Raw genomic sequence first — 18,368 nt, 5'->3', positions numbered from 1 at the left:
CATGACCAAACAGGATATCCCAGCGGGAATGTCGGAAAAAGAGTACTATGAAACTATGGCGGATGAGTCCGCCTTTTTGGCATGGTACAAGACACAGGATTTGCCCAAGTATGAGACACCCAGCGTAACAGCGGATATGGTGGCTTACTGCTTCATAGAAGGCCAGCTGAAACTCTTGGTTATTAAGCGCAAGGCCCATCCTTACCAGAATAAATATGCCCTAGTTGGAGGTTTTGTAGACAAGCATGAGGATGCCTATCAAGCCTGCATTCGCGAGGTCAAGGAAGAAGTAGATCTCGAGATACCGCTAGAAAAGGTGGAGCAGCTGATGACGGTCTCCACTCCAGGACGTGATCCGCGTGGTTGGGTTATCACCATTGCCCATTTGGTCTATCTGCCGGCAATCGCTATCAACCAAGTCAAGGCTGGTGATGATGCCAAGGAAGTCACCTTTCTTGATGTGGACTTTAAGACTAGTAGTTTTAAAGATGGTGAACGGCTCCTGACAGCAGAGGACTTTGCCTTTGACCACTATCAAATCCTGCTGGAATCTATCAAGCGGATTCAGGGACGACTGGACTGGAATCCAACTTTTCTCCATTTGCTGGAATCGCCTTTTACCGTCTATGAAGGAACCGAGCTGGTCAATCTCATCACGCCTAGACGACCTATCGTCAGCAATAATTTTCTTGTAAAATTTGGAGAATACTTGGAGGAGGCTGGCGTTAAGCGCGTGCCAAAGAAGAAGCCGAGAAAAGTTTATAAACTGAAGACAGAAAAATCGGATTAAAAGAAAATTGATGATATAGTTTACTTGCAGGACAAAAATGTTCTGCTTTTTTATTTTCTTTACGAATATAAAAGTAGCTACATATCTGCTGAGGAAGAGAGGAGGCCTAAGTTCTGGTTGCTATTTGCTTCAAAATTTTTTGAAAAATTCCATTTATCTAGTTGACATACTTTATTACGAGTGTTACAATAATATTACAAAAAGATTTCCAAGTGTTACAAAGGAGAAGAAAAAATGAAAACTAAGACTTATACAAAATTGATGGCTGCTACTGTTCTAGCTTCTAGCTTACTTTTAGGGGCTTGTGGTCACAAAGAAGAAACCAAGACTAGCGCAAGTGCTAATAAGACAGTACAAACTTCTTCTAGCTCTAAAGTTGCCTCATCTAGTAAGGCTAGCAGCGCTCCAAAAGCCAGCAGCAATGCTTCTTCAAATAAAACAGTAGGGCAAGCAGAACAAGTACAGAAAGCTGTGGAATCTGTTCAACCTTCACAAAACCAAACACAACAAGGAGTGGATCAGCAAGTTCAAAGTCAACAAAATACACAGGCTCAACCAAGCCAATCTCAACAAGCTCCTAGTCAACAAGCTACGCCGACTCAACCAACTAAACCAACTAAACCAAATCAAGCAACTCAGCCAGCCCAACCGAGTCAACCAGCTCAAAATCCAGCCACTGATCGTCAGCTTCAAAACAAGCAGGCAGAAACAAATGCTCGCTATAAAGGCGTTTTGAATATGGTGGATGGAGATTTCTCTGCAGCTGCTGGCAGTTGGACAGATGCAGGAGGTAGTACAGTGACTGTTTCAGCAGGCGGACAATTTAGCGTCAAGTCAGCGAATGGAACTGTCAATACTTACCATGTTGCTTCATATGCCTATACTTTGGATGATGGTCGCTATACAGCTCAGCTGGGTTCTGCTGATCCATCTGCTCCTAGATTGGGCATCCAAATCACTACTGGCGCTGACGGTAAAGTAGCTAGTGTTCAATTGATCAAATAAGAAAAAAGAAATTTGCAAAAAAGGAGGCACCTTTGTAGATGCTTCCTTTTTTATTTCTTTAATGTTGGAGTTGCAAGAGTTCCTCGATCTCTGCCAATGTGCTGGCCTGTGAAATGGCACCGCGAAGTTTAGCTGCACCAGATGTCCCACGAAGGTAGTGAGGAGCGAGTCCGCGGAATTCACGAACTGCGACATTTTCCCCTTTGAGGTTAATCAATCGTTTCAAATGTTCGTAGGCGATTTTCATCTTGTCCTCAAAAGTCAAATCAGGGAGGATTTCTCCTGTTTCAAAGTAGTGGTTGATTTGATTGAAGAGGTAGGGATTTCCCATAGCTGCACGGCCAATCATGACAGCGTCAGCGCCGACTTCTTCGATGCGTTGTTTAGCTTCTTGCACGCTGCGGATATCACCGTTGGCAATGAAAGGAATCTTGGTAAGAGCTTGGGCCACATCGTGCAAGGTCTCAAGGTCAGCATGACCAGTATACATTTGCTCACGGGTGCGGCCGTGCATGGCCAAGGCTGAAACGCCAGCCGCTTCGGCTGCCAGAGCATTTTCTACAGCCAGTGAGCTGTCGGACCAACCTGTCCGCATCTTGACTGTCAGAGGAATATCTAGAACGGACTGGACCTTGTTGATGATTTTATAGATTTTCTCAGGATCCTTGAGCCACATAGCACCAGCTTCGTTTTTGACGATTTTGTTGACTGGGCAGCCCATGTTGATATCGACGATATCCGTCTTGGTGTTTTCTTGGATAAATTCCGCTGCGCGGGCTAAACTGTCCTCGTCGCTACCGAAAAGCTGGATAGAAACGGGATTTTCGCCTTCATCGATGTGAAGCATGTGAAGGGTTTTTTCGTTGTTGTACTGGATGCCCTTGTCAGAGACCATTTCCATCACGACCAGGCCTGCTCCTAGCTCTTTGGCAATGGTTCGGAAAGCAGAGTTGGTTACACCAGCCATAGGCGCCAGAACCGTACGGTTGGGAATTTCAACATTTCCAATCATAAAAGGGGTATTAAGATTTGTCACGAATCAGTTCCTCCAAGTCATTTTGGTCAAAGTGGTAGGCTGTCTGGCAGAATTGACAGATGATTTCAGCTCCGTGGTCTTGGTCACGCATTTCTTCTAAGTCAGCCTTTGGCAGGGTAGCCAAGGCATTCAAGAAGCGCTCTTTGCTGCAGTCGCACTGGAAGCGGATTTCTTCTTCAGACAGGCGTTTGTAGGGTTCGTCTCCATAAATAGCAGCCAGTAGAGCTTCGATATGGTCATCGGATTCTAGCAGTTTTGAGATAGCAGGCATTTCTTGGATCCGCTTCTCAAAGCGAGCAATATCAGCTTCCTTGGCACCAGGCAGAGCCTGTACCAAGAAACCGCCAGCAACCTTGACTTTATCATGCTCATCTAAGAGAACATTGAGGCCAACGGCAGAAGGAGTTTGCTGACTTTCGGTTAGGTAGAAGGCCAGGTCTTCGCCGATTTCACCAGAGATGAGTGGTGTCATAGAATTGTAGGGATTGCCAGTACCGTAGTCCGTGATAACCAAAAATTGACCAGAGCCGACAAAGGGACCAACTAGAACTTCGCCAGTGGCTGTCTTTTTAATATCCACACCGGGATTTTGCACATAGCCCTTGACATTGCCCTCGGTATCTGCCACGGTGATGATTGCGCCTAGCGAGCTGCTACCAAGAACCTTGACGGTAATCTTAGTCTGGCCCTTTTCATTAGCCGCCAAAATCTGGCTGGCAATCAGTGTGCGGCCGAGTGCCACGGTAGAACTTGCTTGAGTTTGATGTTTTTCTTGAGCGGTCCGAACCGTCTCTGTGCTATCCAGCACATAAGCACGGAAAGAACCGTTTTCTGAGATAGTTTTAATAATTTTGTCCATACCCTTTATTGTAACACAAAAATAAAAACAAACGTAGCCTTTGTGCTTGTTTTTCTTTCAGATTTCTTCTTTACATTGTGCTAGAATCAAGTCAAGCAAAAGGAGAAGATGATTAATCAGAATTTAGAGGCGATCTAGCAGTGGCGGATGCGTTTGATTTGACAAATGTAACATTTTTGGTTACAATTAAATCATAAATTACGAATGGAATCAAAAAGGAGAGCATATGATTGAAATTACTTATCTAGATGCAGCTAAGTCAGAACGGAAGATAACTTTCGAGTCTTATGAGGAGTTTGAACTATCCCAGCAGGCCTGCCTGATCGGGGTAGCGGATTATCATCCAGTTAAAAAGTTAGTTTATAATGGTCATGATTTGGGCTACCATGGGACTTATGGAGATGTTTACTTTTTCCTGATGAAACAGGATTTGAGCCAATATAAGTAAAAAGGAGAACTACAATGGCAAAAGCAATTACAGATGCAACATTTGAACAAGAAACAAAAGACGGTTTGGTCTTGGTAGACTTCTGGGCAACTTGGTGTGGCCCATGTCGTATGCAAGGTCCAATCTTGGATAAATTGTCTGAGGAACTTTCAGAAGATGTCTTGAAAATCGTCAAAATGGACGTTGATGAAAATCCAAACACAGCTCGTGCCTTTGGAATCATGTCTATCCCAACCCTTCTCTTTAAGAAAGATGGACAAGTGGTCAAGCAAGTCGCTGGTGTTCACACAGCGGAACAAATCAAGGCCATCGTTGCTGAATTAAGTTAAAATCAAAGCACTTCCCATTCGAAACGGGGAGTGTTTTTGCATAGAAAAAGCCCTGTTTCTCAAACTGAGGACAGGACTCTTTTTGTTTCTTATTCTTCTGTTCCAAGGCAGTTTTTAGCAACAAGAGCTGCAAGAACACCACCTACGATTGGGGCAAGGATGAAAATCCATACTTGTTGAAGGGCTGCGCCACCTACCAAGACAGCAGGCGCTAAGCTACGAGCTGGGTTCACTGAAAGTCCAGTGATGTTCAATCCCACAAGGATCATAGCTGTCAATGACAAACCAATCACCAAACCAGCAATCGCACCATTTCCCTTGCTTTCTGAAGTCACGGTCATGATCACTAAAACAAACAAGAAAGTTGCGATGACTTCAAACAGGAAACCACCGAAGGCAGTTACACCGTTTGCCAAGGCATTTTCACCAAGACTAGCAGTTGACATGCCTGAGTTTGCCAAGAGGAAGAAGACTGCGCCTGACGCAAGGAAAGCTCCAACCACTTGTCCAAGGATGTAGTTGACAAGGTCTTTTGATGACAAGCGTTTGTTTACAAACATAGCGATTGAAACAGCTGGGTTCAAGTGAGCACCTGAAACAGTTCCGATTGAGAAAGCTGCGACTACGATTGCCAAGCCAAATGCTAAAGCAATTCCAAGGTGTCCAAGACCTTCAACACCATTTCCAAAAACAACAGCTCCTGTTCCGATGAACACAAGCATGAATGTACCGATTAATTCAGCGACAAATTTTTTCATTTTCTATCTCCTTTAAAAAAATCTATGTATTAGTCTATCAAAACAAACAGGTGGATTCAAGAAAAGTGCTCTGAACATATATTTTGGCTGGAATATCCTTTGTTTATTACAGGAAAAATAGAGTAAATGGTCTATCTTTCAGTTTTTTTGTTGGAAAATATAGTTTTTAGGTTATAATAGGAAGAAGGTAAATTAACGATATTCTACAAGGTATAGAAAGGGCGCTGTTTATGCTTGAGTCATTATCGCAGTTTGGCTTTATTTTGATGGTTTTTACTCCGTTTATTGCGGTGCCGATTTTCTGTTTCTTTGTGGGCTGGATGATTCCTAGGTCGCAAATAACAGAAAAAAGCATCATGGCTGTATTAAGCTTTGTCCTTTTTTGCTTGGTTTTGATTTCTTACTATGCTCCTCAACTGCTGGGAATGTTTTTTTGGGGGCTTATCTGGTTCTTTATTGGCCTCCTACGTGCTAAAAATTATAGTAAGTCACAGTTCTGGATAAGGTGGCTTATATTTAGCGTCTGTTTTACAATCTATATTTTGGTTTATCTATATTTCTTCAACCTTTTTTAAAAATTTAGCTTCAAATTTCATTTTAGGAGCAGATTTAATTGAATCATGTAAAAACAGACTGAGACATTTTTGTCTCAGTCTTGTTTTTATTCCTCCAACTCTTTACTGTAGGCAATAATCTGCTCAACAGTATCAGATAGAAATTGAATCGTGTCGCGGAGTGGTTTGTCTGTCGAAATATCTGCTCCGATAATCATAGCTGACTCAAGCGGAGTCTTGCTGCCGCCAGATTTGAGTAGCTCAAGCCAGTCTCGGGCACCATTTTCGTCATTTTTCAGGTGTAGGTAACCGGTGGTAGAGATGACCAAGCCTGCGGAGTAAGTGTAGCTGTAAAGTCCCATGTAATAGTGGACTTGGCGCATCCAAGTCAGGGCAGCGTCGTCGTCAATCTCAACGGCATCGCCCCAAAATTCTGTCAAGACTTCTTTCATGATAGCGTTGAGTTTGCTTGCGCCGAAGGTTCCGCCTTCTTCAATCAAAGTATAGACCTTGCGTTGGAAGGCAGCTTCCAGCAAGTGAGTAATGAAGTTATGGAAGTAAGTATCCGTCAGACGGTGAGCCAGGGCAAAGCGTTTCTGGCGAGGGTTATCAAACTGGCGTTCCAGATAATCACTGAGCAGGAGCTCATTAAAGGTAGATGGCGCTTCCACATAGTAGGTGGACATGTGGGCGTTGAAATAGCTTTGGTGATTGTCAGAGAAGATAAACTGACCGGAGTGGCCAATCTCGTGAATCAGAGTATAGACATCACTCATACGGCCAGTCCAGCTCATCAGGACATAAGGGTGAACCCGATAAGGATCCGCAGCATAGCCTCCAGAGTCCTTTCCGGCATTGGCCGCAAAGTCAACCCAGCGTTCTTCCTTGTAGCGGGCAACTTCTTGACAATACTCTTGTCCGAGTGGCTCGACTGACTTCATGACGAGGTCATAGGCGTCATCAATGCTGACTTCGGGATTGAGCTCGCTGTCCAAGTCCAGCTTCCAGTCGGCAAAAGTCATTTTTTCAAGTCCGTTTACCTTAGCGACATGCTTGAGGTATTTCTGAGCTACTGGGGCAAATTCGCTCATAATCAAGTCAATCTGCCGGTTAAACATAGAGCGATCAACTTCCTGCTCTGCCAGCAAGTAGTCAAAGACAGAGTCATAGCCCTTCATGTCAGCCAGCAGTTTTTCAGACTTGACCTGAGCCAGATAGGCAGCTGCAGCGGCATTTTGGTGTTTACGAAGGCCTTCAGAGAAAGAGCGGAAAGACTTTTCGCGAATTTCTGCGTTTTCATGGTTTTGGTAGAAATTCTCATAGGTGACAAAGCTGTTTTTGTAAACTTTGCCGTCTACTTCAAAGTCAGCCATGGCAAAGTCGCCAGCCCGCATCTTGGTGTAAATATCCTGTGGACTGTAAAAGACTTCACCTAGGTTGGTCAAGGCTTTTTCGACATCTGCACCCAAATAGTGGGCTTTTTTGATTTTAGCCTGGCGGATGGCTGAGGTCAGATGGGGCTCTTGGCCTAGTTTCTCCAAGACAGCCTCGTCTGCGCCGACTAGGGCGTCGTCAAAGAAGCTGAGTGCGACATTGGCCTCGGTCTCAAACTCCATGGCTGCTTGGGCAATCTGCGCAAAGCTCTCGTCGCCATAGTCAGTGGTCTGTGGCATAAAACCGTAGTTACCGATGTGGCTGATTTGGATATAAATCTGCTCTAACTCAGCAAATGCCCGCTCAAAATCTTCGAAAGTGTTAAGCTTGCCTTGGTAATCACGGACGAATTTTTGGATGTCCTCTCTGGCCTTTTCGATGGCCCGCAGGAAGTCCTCTTGATCTTGGTAAAGGGCCGTTAGGTCCCAGAGTTCATTTTCTGGAAATTCAGAACGATGTTTTTGTTCCATAGTTTACTCCTTTTGATTAAATAGCTATATTCAGTATAGCAAAAAATCCTTTAGAATGCCTTGCTTATAGGAAAAAAATAGGGAAATATGATTTCACCTGTCTGTTTATAAAAAAGAAAACTAGATTTTCAGTAATTTTATAGAAAAAAGCTATTTCCATCCTTTTTCTTTTGGCTGAAATTGTGGTAAAATAGGGTCTGTACGTGCTTGATACAAAGATGAGGATATAAGAAGCTACTAAGACCATGAAATTAAAGTCGAAGTGCTAACCGAACACGTCCGATAAGTTGTTTAAAGGCTTAGTATCTTGATCTTTGTAGCCAAGGCGTATGAAAAAATTTGAGCATGTGCTCGGCAAGGAGTCTTTATGACAAAACAAGTTTTTAAAACCGTTTTTGCAGGTCGTGAGCTGGTAGTTGAAACCGGTCAGGTTGCAAAACAGGCAAATGGCAGCGCCGTTGTTCGATATGGAGAAAGTACCGTTTTAACTGCGGCGACCATGTCCAAAAAGATGGCTACTGGTGACTTTTTCCCATTGCAGGTCAATTATGAGGAAAAAATGTATGCAGCTGGGAAATATCCTGGCGGCTTTAACAAGCGCGAAGGTCGTCCGTCAACAGATGCGACTTTGACTGCCCGCTTGATTGACCGTCCGATTCGTCCTATGTTTGCGGAAGGCTTCCGCAATGAAGTTCAGGTTATCAATACCGTTCTTTCTTATGACGAAGATGCTTCGCCTCAAATGGCTGCTATGTTCGGTAGCTCTCTGGCTCTTTCTATCTCAGATATTCCTTTTAACGGCCCGATCGCAGGAGTTCAAGTTGGTTATGTAGATGGTGAATTCATCATCAACCCTAGTAAGGAACAAAAAGAAGTTTCACTTTTGGAACTGACAGTGGCTGGTACCAAAGAAGCTATCAACATGGTAGAATCTGGAGCCAAGGAACTGTCTGAAGATGTCATGCTGGAAGCTCTTCTCAAAGGGCACGAAGCAGTCAAAGAATTGATTGCCTTCCAAGAAGAAATTGTCGCAGCAGTCGGCAAGGAAAAAGCAGAAGTAGAATTGTTGCATGTTGATGAAGAGCTGCAGGCAGAGATTATCGCAGCCTACAACAGCGACTTGCAAAAGGCTGTTCAGGTAGAAGAAAAGCTGGCGCGTGAAGCCGCAACTCAGGCTGTCAAAGACCAAGTCACAGCAGTCTATGAAGAGAAATACGCGGACCACGAAGAATTCGACCGTATCATGCGTGATGTGGCAGAAATCTTGGAGCAAATGGAGCATGCAGAAGTGCGTCGTTTGATTACAGAAGACAAGATCCGTCCTGATGGTCGTAAGGTTGATGAAATCCGTCCGCTGGATGCGGAAGTGGATTACCTGCCGCGCGTGCATGGTTCTGGTCTCTTTACTCGCGGGCAAACCCAAGCCTTGTCTGTCCTAACACTAGCTCCAATGGGCGAAACGCAAATTGTGGACGGCTTGGATCCAGAATACAAGAAACGCTTCATGCACCACTATAACTTCCCACAATACTCTGTCGGTGAGACAGGCCGTTATGGGGCTCCTGGCCGTCGTGAAATCGGACACGGTGCTCTTGGGGAGCGTGCCTTGGAGCAAGTCTTGCCTAGCTTGGAAGAGTTTCCTTACGCGATCCGTCTGGTAGCAGAAGTCTTGGAGTCGAACGGCTCTTCCTCCCAAGCCTCTATCTGTGCGGGTACTTTGGCCCTGATGGCCGGTGGTGTGCCGATTAAGGCGCCAGTTGCCGGAATTGCCATGGGCTTAATTTCAGATGGCAGCAACTATACGGTTCTGACGGACATTCAAGGTTTGGAAGACCATTTTGGCGACATGGACTTTAAGGTAGCTGGTACCCGCGAAGGGATTACCGCCCTGCAGATGGATATCAAGATTGAAGGAATTACAGCAGAGATCCTGACAGAAGCTTTGGCTCAGGCTAAGAAAGCCCGCTTTGAAATTCTGGACTTGATTGAAGCGACGATTCCAGCTCCGCGTCCTGAGTTGGCTCCAACTGCTCCGAAAATCGATACCATCAAGATTGATGTGGACAAGATTAAGATTGTCATCGGAAAAGGTGGGGAAACCATTGATAAGATCATCGCTGAGACTGGTGTTAAGATTGACATTGATGAAGAGGGTAATGTATCTATCTACTCTAGTGATCAAGCGGCTATTAACCGTGCTAAGGAAATCATTGCTGGTTTGGTTCGCGAAGCAAAAGTGGATGAAGTTTACCATGCCAAGGTTGTTCGGATTGAGAAATTTGGTGCCTTTGTCAATCTCTTTGACAAGACCGATGCCCTCGTTCACATCTCTGAAATGGCTTGGACTCGAACCAACAATGTCGAAGACTTGGTACAAATTGGTGATTTTGTCGATGTTAAGGTCATTAAAATTGATGAAAAAGGCCGTGTAGATGCGTCTATGAAAGCTCTCTTGCCACGTCCGCCTAAGCCTGACAAGCCAAAGAGAGACCACGATAAACATCAGGAAAAAGGGCATTTTCATAAGAAACATGAAGACGCCCCTAAAACTAAATCGGAAGAATAATGAAAAGGGAGTGATCAGGCTCGATTACCTTACAAATTTCTTTGTGTAGGGCCTGCTCCCTTATTTTACCTAATGAAAGGAGAAGAAGATGGGCTGGTGGAAAGAAGCCATTGAGATTGTAAAAGAAAATGATCCAGCTGCTCGTACTTCGCTGGAGGTCATTCTGACTTATCCAGGTGTCAAGGCCTTGGCAGCCCACCGTCTTTCTCATTTCCTCTGGAAGAGAGGCTTTAAGCTACTGGCACGCATGCACAGTCAATTTTGGCGCTTTTGGACTCAGATTGAGATTCATCCAGGTGCTCAGATTGAGTCAGGTGTTTTCATTGACCATGGTGGTGGATTGGTTATCGGTGAAACGGCCATCGTGGAAAAGGGTGCGCTTCTGTATCATGGCGTGACCTTAGGCGGTACTGGTAAAGATACAGGGAAACGACATCCGACTGTGCGTCGGGGCGCCTTGGTCTCTGCTCATGCTCAAGTCATTGGCCCAGTTGAAATTGGTGAAAATGCCAAGGTTGGAGCTGGAGCAGTTGTTGTGGCAGATGTACCTAGTGATGTAACCGTAGTTGGTATCCCGGCTAAGATCGTGCGTGTTCATGGTCAGAAAGATGAGCCAACCATCCACGAGGTGGAAGAACAGCGAGAATATTATTTGGATAAGCTGGAGCATGCCCGTGAAGCCAGCCACCATTCGTCGGAGCTCTAAGAAAGGCCAATTTTGGACAGCTAACAAGATACTTTAGGAGGTCTTGCCAAGGAGTAATTTGGCAAACTGTAACCCAATGGGCTCACTGTAAGTGAAGCCGAAAAGATGAGACCAAACTGCGCCGCATAGAAAAGATGAAGCTGGATTTGCTGAAGTCTTAAAGAAAGTGAAGTTATGCTATTAGAGGAATTTGAAGATGTAGCAGCAGTCATTGAGCCAACTGAAAAGCCAGTCCATGACAAGGGTGAGGTATGCGAAACCATCATCCTGTCCTTTAATGGAGAAATTCTGGAACGTTTGATTGAGTCAGAAGAAGTCTATCCAGGAGGCTATTTGAAAAGCATAAACGGACAGCATCCATGGTATATTTATAGCCAAGGACCTAGCAAGCTAGCAGTTATGTTGGCTCCGATTGGGGCTCCCATGATAGTTGGCCAGCTGGAGGAGTTGGCGGCCAGAGGCTTCAAAAATTTCATCATTCTAGGTTCCTGTGGCGTTTTGGACCGCTCAATTGAAGCGGATAAGATCATCCTGCCGGCTGCTGCTTTGCGAGATGAAGGCACTAGCTACCACTATGCCCAACCGGGTGATGAAGTCGCTTATGACGCGTCTCTGTTAGTTAAGCTTGAAGTTATCTTTGACAAGTACGATATTGAGCATATCCGCACCAAGTCTTGGACGACTGATGCCTTTTATCGGGAAACGCCTGATAAGGTCAAGCGTCGCTTGGCTGCTGGTGCCCAAGTGGTGGACATGGAAGCTTCGGCCATCATGGCTTGGAGCCAATTTCGCAAGACCAAGGTCTATCAATTCTTCTACACAGCTGACTATGTGGATCATCATAACCGAATCTGGGTGCCCGCCATGAAGAGCGGACAGCTGATACCATGACTTTTTTCACTATCGCTTTGACAATAGCAAAGGAACTAGAAAGGTAACTACAAGAATGGCAGTATATTTTTACGGCTGTATCACCATGGATGGCTACTTGGCAGACAGCCAGCACAGGATAGACTGGCTGCATCGGCTTGGTTCTGTAGAGGATACAGGCTATGATGACTTTTACAGGCAAATGGATATCACCATCATGGGCAAGCGGACCTTTGAGGAAATCCAAGATTTGCAAGATGTAGAAAGTTTTTATCAAGCTACGGAAAACTATGTCTTTACGCATGATAGGCATCTGCCTGTCAGCAATTACCAGCCAGTAGCTGGGGATGTGGTGGACTTTGTTCACCAGATTGACAAAGGCAAAAATGTCTTTGTGATTGGTGGTAATTCCTTGGTAGGACCGCTCTTGGATGCGGATCTTTTCGACCACCTCATTATTCAGATAGCGCCCCTTATCCTAGGAAAGGGGGTTCCCCTCTTTACTCAAGAGGAAGGGCAGCGCTTTTACCAACTGGATAGCCTCAGACAATTTGGCCCTGTTGCAGAGCTGGTTTTCAGCCGAAAAAGTCAGAAATAGAGAAGGGAGTGGACCGCATGATTAAAATTTACGACACCATGACCCGCAGCCTACGTGAATTTGTGCCCATTGAGGAGGGCAAGGTTCGCATGTATGTCTGCGGTCCGACGGTTTATAACTATATCCATGTCGGCAATGCCCGCTCAACAGTAGCTTTTGACACGGTTCGTCGCTATTTTGAGTATCGGGGATTTGAGGTCAATTATATTTCCAATTTTACAGATGTAGATGATAAGATTATCAATCGGGCCAAGGAAGAAGGCATCACGCCTCAAGAGGTGGCTGACAAGTATATTGCTGCCTTTCGTGAAGATGTGACTGCTTTAGGTGTAAAACCTGCAACTCGTCATCCGCGTGTTGTGGAGTTTATGGCTGACATCATCCGCTTTGTGGAGGATTTGATTGACAAGGGCTACGCTTATGAGTCAGAGGGGGACGTCTATTTCCGCGTCGAAAAGTCTCACAATTATGCCAAACTAGCCAACAAAACCTTGACAGACTTGGAGTTGGGTGCTTCTGGTCGGACAGATGAGGAGACCGCCCGCAAGGAAAATCCTGTAGACTTTGCCCTTTGGAAAGCTGCTAAACCAGGTGAGATTTCTTGGGATAGTCCTTGGGGACCTGGTCGTCCGGGTTGGCATATCGAGTGTTCGGTCATGTCGACAGAGATTTTGGGCGATACCATTGATATCCACGGTGGTGGTGCCGACCTTGAGTTTCCTCACCATACTAATGAAATCGCCCAGTCAGAGGCCAAGACTGGTCAGACTTTTTCCAACTACTGGATGCACAATGGCTTTGTCAATATTGATGACGTCAAGATGTCCAAGTCTCTAGGTAATTTTATCACTGTTCACGATGCCCTCAAGACCATTGATGGTCAGGTGCTGCGTTTCTTCTTTGCTACCCAGCATTACCGCAAGCCCATTAATTTCACAGAAAAGGCTGTTCATGATGCAGCGACCAATCTCAAATATTTGAAAAACACCTATGAGCAGCCTTTCATTGGTCAGGCAGATTCGGCTCAGCTTCAGGCCTTTCTGGACAAATTCACTGCCGCTATGGACGAAGATTTCAATGCGGCTAACGGTATCACGGTTGTCTTCGAGCTAGCCAAGTGGATCAACTCTGGCAATTACACCGCTGAAGTTAAGGAAGCCTTTGCCAAGCTCTTAGAAGTTTTCGGTATCGTCTTTGTAGAAGAAGTCCTGGATGCGGACATTGAGCGCTTGATTGAGGAACGCCAGGCAGCGCGGGCTAATCGGGACTTTGCGACTGCAGACCGTATTCGGGATGAATTGGCCGCTCAGGGCATCAAGCTCTTAGATACTAAGGACGGAGTGAGGTGGACACGTGACTGATGTCAACCTGATTAACGGCATTGCCCTCGCCTTTGAGGGAGATGCTGTCTACTCCATGTATATCCGGCGTCACCTGATTTTTCAAGGTTTGACCAAGCCAAATCAGCTGCACAGGGAAGCGACCAAGTACGTTTCTGCCAAGGCTCAGGCTAATCTCATCTCTCTCATGCTGGAAGAAGGGATTCTGACGGAGAAGGAAGAGGATATTTACAAGCGCGGCCGCAATGCCAACAGCCACACCAAGGCTAAGAATACGGACATCGTCACCTACCGGATGTCTACCGGCTTTGAGGCAGTCATGGGCTACCTGCATATGACCGAAGCCATTGAGCGACTGGAAGAGCTGATTGACTGGTGTATTCGGAAGATTGAGGCTTCGTTTTGATTCGCTGCTATCTTATTTATTCTGAGATTGAACTCTTTTATTAACAATCACTAAATTAAGAAATTTATATATCAAAGACGAGTTTTACATAAAGCTCGTTTTTTTGATACTCCCATATAAACAAGCATGCTGTCTCAAGAAAAACTGGAAAATTTTATAGAAGATTGAGTTTGAAACTTTAAATATATTATTGGATGAAAAGTAGGGGATTGAAATTTATTTTCAGAAAAGTATTGACATGTTTTCTGAAAAGGAGTAGAATGGCTCATGTTTTTAAAGGAGGAACTTATGTTTTCCAAGTTAAAAGGCTTTTTTATTGGACGCCCATTAAAATCTGGAAAAGAGGGCGAAGATGGCCATTTATTGACTAAGATGCAAGCTTTAGCCATGCTCTCCAGTGACGCTTTATCTTCGATTGCTTATGGACCAGAGCAGGTTGTTTTGGTCTTGACTTCAGTTTCTGTTGGTGCCATTTGGTGGTCGCTTCCCATAGGAATTGTCGTCTTGATTCTATTAGCGAGTTTGACGATTTCCTATCGTCAGGTCATTCATGCTTATCCTCAAGGAGGAGGAGCTTATATGGTGACGACAGAAAATCTATCTCCAACGGCAGGCTTGATCGCTGGCGGAAGCTTACTGGTAGATTACATGTTGACGGTAGCCGTTTCGGTCGCTTCTGGAGCGGACGCAATTACCTCTGCAATTCCCGTCTTACATCCTTACAATTTACATATTTCCATTTTCTTAGTTCTCTTGTTGATGCTAATGAATCTCCGAGGATTAAAAGAATCGGCCACTTCCTTGATGATTCCTGTCTATCTTTTTATTGTCAGCACCTTATTGTTGATTGGTTTTGGTTTTGTGCAAATCCTGACAGGAAATTTAGACTATCACGCAACTGCGAGCATTGGTAGTCCGATTACTGGAGTAAGTTTGATCTTGCTGCTTCGTGCTTTCACCAGCGGCTCTGCTTCCTTGACAGGAGTGGAAGCTATTTCCAATTCGGTTCCCTTTTTCAAGAAACCAAAAGCTCATAATGCCGCAGCCACCCTATCAATTATGGCTTTAATCCTAGGAATCATGTTTGCGGGCATTACCTTCTTGAATTATTGGATTGGCATCGTGCCTGTCAAAGGTGTAACGACCTTGGCTCAGATGGCGCAAGCGATTTTGGGGGCTTCTCCCCTTGGTCGTATCTTGTTCTATGTTTTCCAATTGTCGACTGCTTTGATCTTAGCAGTGGCAGCCAATACAGGTTTTTCAGCCTTTCCCATGCTCTCCTACAATATGGCTAAGAACAAATACATGCCACATATGTACATGGAAAAAGGAGATCGGCTCAGCTATTCTAATGGCATTTTCACCCTGGCTTTTGGTGCCATTGCTCTTTTGTTCATCTTTAAGGGAAATACAGAACGCTTGATTCCCCTGTACACGATTGGTGTGTTCGTGCCCTTTGCACTCTCCCAGACCGGTATGGTTGTCCATTGGAAGAAAAAATATGGAAATAATTTCTTGAAGCATTCGATTGCGAATATCCTTGGTGCGATCATTTGTTATGGGATTGTCCTTATCTTGCTCTTGTTCCGTCTTCAAGATATTTGGCCTTTCTTTCCTATTATCATCGTCTTGACTTGGCTGTTCTTATCTATCAAGCAGCATTATAATAGAGTTGCTAAACAGTTGAGATTGCATGACCACATTGAGCGTCAGAACTACACTGGTAATACAGTAATTGTTTTGGTCGGGAATGTTACCAGAGTCAGTGTAGGAGCGATGAGCTATGCTCGCAGCATCGGAGATGAAGTTGTGGCAATGCACGTTTCTACAGCAGAAACTGCTGAAAAAGATGCTGAAGTCGCCGAGGAATTTGCTGACTACTTCCCAGATATTCGCTTCGAGACAGTCACAACTAGCTATCGCAATATCATCAGTCCGACAGTTCAGTATGTGATTAAAGTGGCCAAGAGAGCCAAAAAAGAAGGACGAACAGTGACAGTCCTAGTACCTCAGTTTATACCTAAAAAGAGATGGCAAAATGTCTTGCATAACCAGATGAGTTTAAAATTAAAATACTATTTGAAATGGTATGAGGATGTCGTGGTTGCAAGTTATTCTTATCACTTAAAAGAATGAGCGAATGCCTTTACTGAATGAGAAAAAGGAGTTGAAGATTTTTCAACTCCTTTTATTATCTATTGGAAAAGGCGCAGAGCTAATTTGCTTGTACTTTTTGGTAATTTTGATAAAATTCTACTTTAATCTTAATAAAAGTTTCCAAGTCTCGTAAAAGTTGCAGAAGTGTAGCGCGGGTTTCAAATTCTTGCCGAGTCTTAGGAAGTGGGCGTTCGCGAAAGACAGCCAAGCAGATTTCGATTTCTTCAACTAGTTCGTGAGCGGGATTTTCTTGACTAAGTTGCTGGGCTGTCTTGGAAAACAAACGGGCTAAAATCAAGCTCTCACTGGCTGCCAATTGGCAATTGTTGATATTTCCTGCCATGTCTTCTAGAATGCGATTCTGAGCCTGGCGCATTTCAAAATAATGAATATGGTAGTTGGTCTGATGAAAGAGATGGTTGGAATGGTCCAGATAGACCAGTTCTAAGGCTTCTTGAAGGATAGTATCTAGTTCCTTTATTAGAGTCGCATCGTTTCGGCCGTCACCAGCTTTCAAGAAATATTCAAAACGCAGTAGAATTTTCTTCAGTTGCTCTTCAACTTGAATATGATAGTTGTCAATATCTTGCTGGTTTGAAGCCATATATAAATTAGCCAGAAGAGCGAATCCCGTTCCGATGAGGAAGACAGCCATTTCATTGGCTAAAAGAGACCAAGAAACAGAATGGGCCAGCAGTAGATGAGTGACCAAAACTGTGCTGGGGGTGATGCCTATTTCCCAGCCAAAGAGATAAGCTAAGGGAACGTAGAGCAGGATATAAATCCCTAAGCTCCAAAGGTTAAATCTTAGAAGGATGAAAGATAAGCTCCCGATGGCTAGTGCTAAAATAGTAGATAAGAGGCGGTTACGGGCTAGTTTGATCGTGCTTCTGCGGGTGTCGGAAACGCTGAGAATAGCAATAATACCGGCTGATATAGCATTGCTTAAACCTAAAAAAGCAGCTAGAGCCGCAGCAAGACATGTTGCAAGAGCTAGTTTGATGGTGCGTTGGAGGAGAGGCATAAGCTTCTTTCTATTTATAAAGTTTTATCTATTATACCACATGATTAGCCGTATACATGTGAGCATAATATGTCAATGTTTAAAAATTGCAGAAAGGTGCTGCTCCATAGATGTTACGATTATGGTAGAATGCCTGGAGTTGAAAAGTCGGATGGCCTAGGTGAAATTTTTTTGACTAGACGGCAAATTTATCGTACAATAGAAAGTAGCGAAAAAATGCCTGGCTAAATGCCTGTGTAATCTTAAGGAGAATAACTTTGGAATTAGAAGTATTTGCAGGACAAGAAAAAAGTGAGCTTTCAATGATTGAGGTAGCACGTGCCATCTTAGAATTGCGCGGGCGTGACCATGAAATGTATTTCGATGAGCTTGTCAATGAAATTCAAAATTATCTGGAAAAATCAAATAGCGAAATCCGAGAAGCGCTGCCTCTATTTTATACAGAACTGAATGTAGATGGCAGTTTCATTCCACTTGGTGACAATAAATGGGGTCTTCGTTCTTGGTATGCGATTGACGAAGTCGATGAAGAAATCATCGCTTTGGAAGAAACGGACGAGGAAGACGAGCCTAAGAAACGCAAGAAAAAACGCGTTAATGCCTTTATGGACGGCGACGAAGATGCAATTGATTACAGCGATGATGATCCTGAAGATGAGGACTCATATGAAGAGGATCCAGCTCTTTCATACGATGAAGACAATCCAGATGATGAAAAGAGTGAGGTTGAAGCCTACGATGCTGAAATCAATGAAATAGCTCCAGATGATCTCGGCGAAGAAGTTGAGTTAAATGAAGAAGATGATGAATATTCTGACGATGATCAGGATGTTGAAGATGAAGAATAATAATCAAGAAACAACTGCTTTTTGAAGCAGTTGTTTTTGCGTTCTAACATGTCATAAAAAGTCCCTGAGATGTCATAGATATTTTTGTTAGGTACCAGTTAGGGGATAAAATAGACAGGATGGAGGAATGCCCCCTGAAGGAGAAGATTTTCTTGTAGAATCATATTATC

17 protein-coding genes and 1 pseudogene are annotated in these 18,368 nt (G+C 44.3%); 13 read left to right on the top strand and 5 right to left on the bottom strand.

Going from position 1 to position 18,368, the window contains the following annotated elements:
* Position 1 precedes the first annotated feature (1 nt).
* Positions 2–790: an NUDIX hydrolase gene (locus FZ954_RS09845; protein ID WP_148878243.1), complete on the top strand. Its 789-nt coding sequence runs from the start codon at positions 2–4 to the stop codon at positions 788–790.
* A gap of 234 nt (positions 791–1,024) precedes the next feature.
* Complete coding sequence (locus FZ954_RS09840; RefSeq protein WP_148878242.1) at positions 1,025–1,795, top strand: hypothetical protein; 771 nt, start codon at positions 1,025–1,027, stop codon at positions 1,793–1,795.
* A 58-nt stretch (positions 1,796–1,853) separates the two neighbouring features.
* Here the strand turns inward: FZ954_RS09840 and dusB are convergent, their stop codons facing one another.
* Complete coding sequence (gene dusB, locus FZ954_RS09835; protein ID WP_045497813.1) at positions 1,854–2,831, bottom strand: tRNA dihydrouridine synthase DusB; 978 nt, start codon at positions 2,829–2,831, stop codon at positions 1,854–1,856.
* Positions 2,818–3,690 (bottom strand): Hsp33 family molecular chaperone HslO, encoded by an 873-nt coding sequence (gene hslO / locus FZ954_RS09830; RefSeq protein ID WP_061910981.1) that lies wholly within the window; start codon positions 3,688–3,690, stop codon positions 2,818–2,820. Before hslO ends, dusB begins: the two co-directional genes overlap by 14 nt.
* Positions 3,691–3,916: 226 nt before the next feature.
* On the opposite strand from hslO, the gene FZ954_RS09825 reads away from it, so the two are divergent.
* Together FZ954_RS09825 and trxA are read left to right on the top strand one after the other, a co-directional pair.
* Positions 3,917–4,138, top strand: coding sequence for a DUF4649 family protein (locus FZ954_RS09825; protein WP_148878241.1), 222 nt, complete (start codon positions 3,917–3,919; stop codon positions 4,136–4,138).
* A gap of 14 nt (positions 4,139–4,152) precedes the next feature.
* Positions 4,153–4,467 (top strand): thioredoxin, encoded by a 315-nt coding sequence (gene trxA, locus FZ954_RS09820; protein ID WP_001029581.1) that lies wholly within the window; start codon positions 4,153–4,155, stop codon positions 4,465–4,467.
* Between the two features lie 89 nt (positions 4,468–4,556).
* Here trxA and FZ954_RS09815 read toward each other — a convergent pair whose 3' ends face one another.
* The gene (locus FZ954_RS09815; protein WP_148878240.1) at positions 4,557–5,225 is read right to left on the bottom strand and encodes an MIP/aquaporin family protein; all 669 of its coding nucleotides are present in this window, start codon (positions 5,223–5,225) and stop codon (positions 4,557–4,559) included.
* A gap of 230 nt (positions 5,226–5,455) precedes the next feature.
* Here FZ954_RS09815 and FZ954_RS12015 point away from each other — a divergent pair, with 230 nt between their 5' ends.
* Complete coding sequence (locus FZ954_RS12015) at positions 5,456–5,800, top strand: hypothetical protein (RefSeq protein ID WP_062006265.1); 345 nt, start codon at positions 5,456–5,458, stop codon at positions 5,798–5,800.
* A gap of 86 nt (positions 5,801–5,886) precedes the next feature.
* Here the strand turns inward: FZ954_RS12015 and pepF are convergent, their stop codons facing one another.
* Positions 5,887–7,683, bottom strand: a complete 1,797-nt coding sequence (gene pepF / locus FZ954_RS09805) for an oligoendopeptidase F (protein ID WP_148878239.1) — start codon at positions 7,681–7,683, stop codon at positions 5,887–5,889.
* A 367-nt stretch (positions 7,684–8,050) separates the two neighbouring features.
* On the opposite strand from pepF, the gene pnp reads away from it, so the two are divergent.
* The 7 genes and pseudogenes from pnp to FZ954_RS09770 all read left to right on the top strand — a co-directional run bounded on the left by pnp (position 8,051) and on the right by FZ954_RS09770 (position 16,305).
* Positions 8,051–10,249: a polyribonucleotide nucleotidyltransferase gene (gene pnp, locus FZ954_RS09800; protein ID WP_148878238.1), complete on the top strand. Its 2,199-nt coding sequence runs from the start codon at positions 8,051–8,053 to the stop codon at positions 10,247–10,249.
* Positions 10,250–10,337: 88 nt separating this feature from the next.
* Entirely contained in the window at positions 10,338–10,955 is a 618-nt protein-coding gene (cysE, locus tag FZ954_RS09795) for a serine O-acetyltransferase (protein ID WP_005591130.1), read from the top strand.
* A gap of 174 nt (positions 10,956–11,129) precedes the next feature.
* Positions 11,130–11,893 (top strand): annotated as a pseudogene (locus FZ954_RS09790) (nucleoside phosphorylase).
* Between the two features lie 8 nt (positions 11,894–11,901).
* Complete coding sequence (locus FZ954_RS09785; RefSeq protein ID WP_148878237.1) at positions 11,902–12,423, top strand: dihydrofolate reductase family protein; 522 nt, start codon at positions 11,902–11,904, stop codon at positions 12,421–12,423.
* Positions 12,424–12,440: 17 nt separating this feature from the next.
* Positions 12,441–13,784, top strand: coding sequence for a cysteine--tRNA ligase (gene cysS, locus FZ954_RS09780; RefSeq protein WP_148878236.1), 1,344 nt, complete (start codon positions 12,441–12,443; stop codon positions 13,782–13,784).
* Positions 13,777–14,169, top strand: coding sequence for a Mini-ribonuclease 3 (locus FZ954_RS09775; protein ID WP_002908701.1), 393 nt, complete (start codon positions 13,777–13,779; stop codon positions 14,167–14,169). Before cysS ends, FZ954_RS09775 begins: the two co-directional genes overlap by 8 nt.
* 288 nt (positions 14,170–14,457) lie before the next feature.
* Positions 14,458–16,305, top strand: a complete 1,848-nt coding sequence (locus FZ954_RS09770; RefSeq protein ID WP_148878235.1) for an APC family permease — start codon at positions 14,458–14,460, stop codon at positions 16,303–16,305.
* 79 nt (positions 16,306–16,384) lie between these two features.
* On the opposite strand, the gene FZ954_RS09765 is transcribed toward FZ954_RS09770, so the two are convergent.
* Positions 16,385–17,350: an aromatic acid exporter family protein gene (locus FZ954_RS09765; RefSeq protein WP_148878234.1), complete on the bottom strand. Its 966-nt coding sequence runs from the start codon at positions 17,348–17,350 to the stop codon at positions 16,385–16,387.
* Positions 17,351–17,607: 257 nt separating this feature from the next.
* On the opposite strand from FZ954_RS09765, the gene rpoE reads away from it, so the two are divergent.
* Positions 17,608–18,198 carry a DNA-directed RNA polymerase subunit delta gene (gene rpoE / locus FZ954_RS09760; protein ID WP_015604416.1) on the top strand — a complete coding sequence of 197 codons (591 nt, stop codon included), beginning with the start codon at positions 17,608–17,610 and terminating at the stop codon, positions 18,196–18,198.
* Positions 18,199–18,368 lie beyond the last annotated feature (170 nt).

It is taken from the genome of Streptococcus sp. Marseille-P7375, from assembly GCF_902460365.1.
In the GTDB taxonomy this organism is placed as follows: Bacteria; Bacillota; Bacilli; order Lactobacillales; family Streptococcaceae; genus Streptococcus; species Streptococcus cristatus_I.
This window is presented reverse-complemented; position numbering and strand designations above follow the sequence as displayed.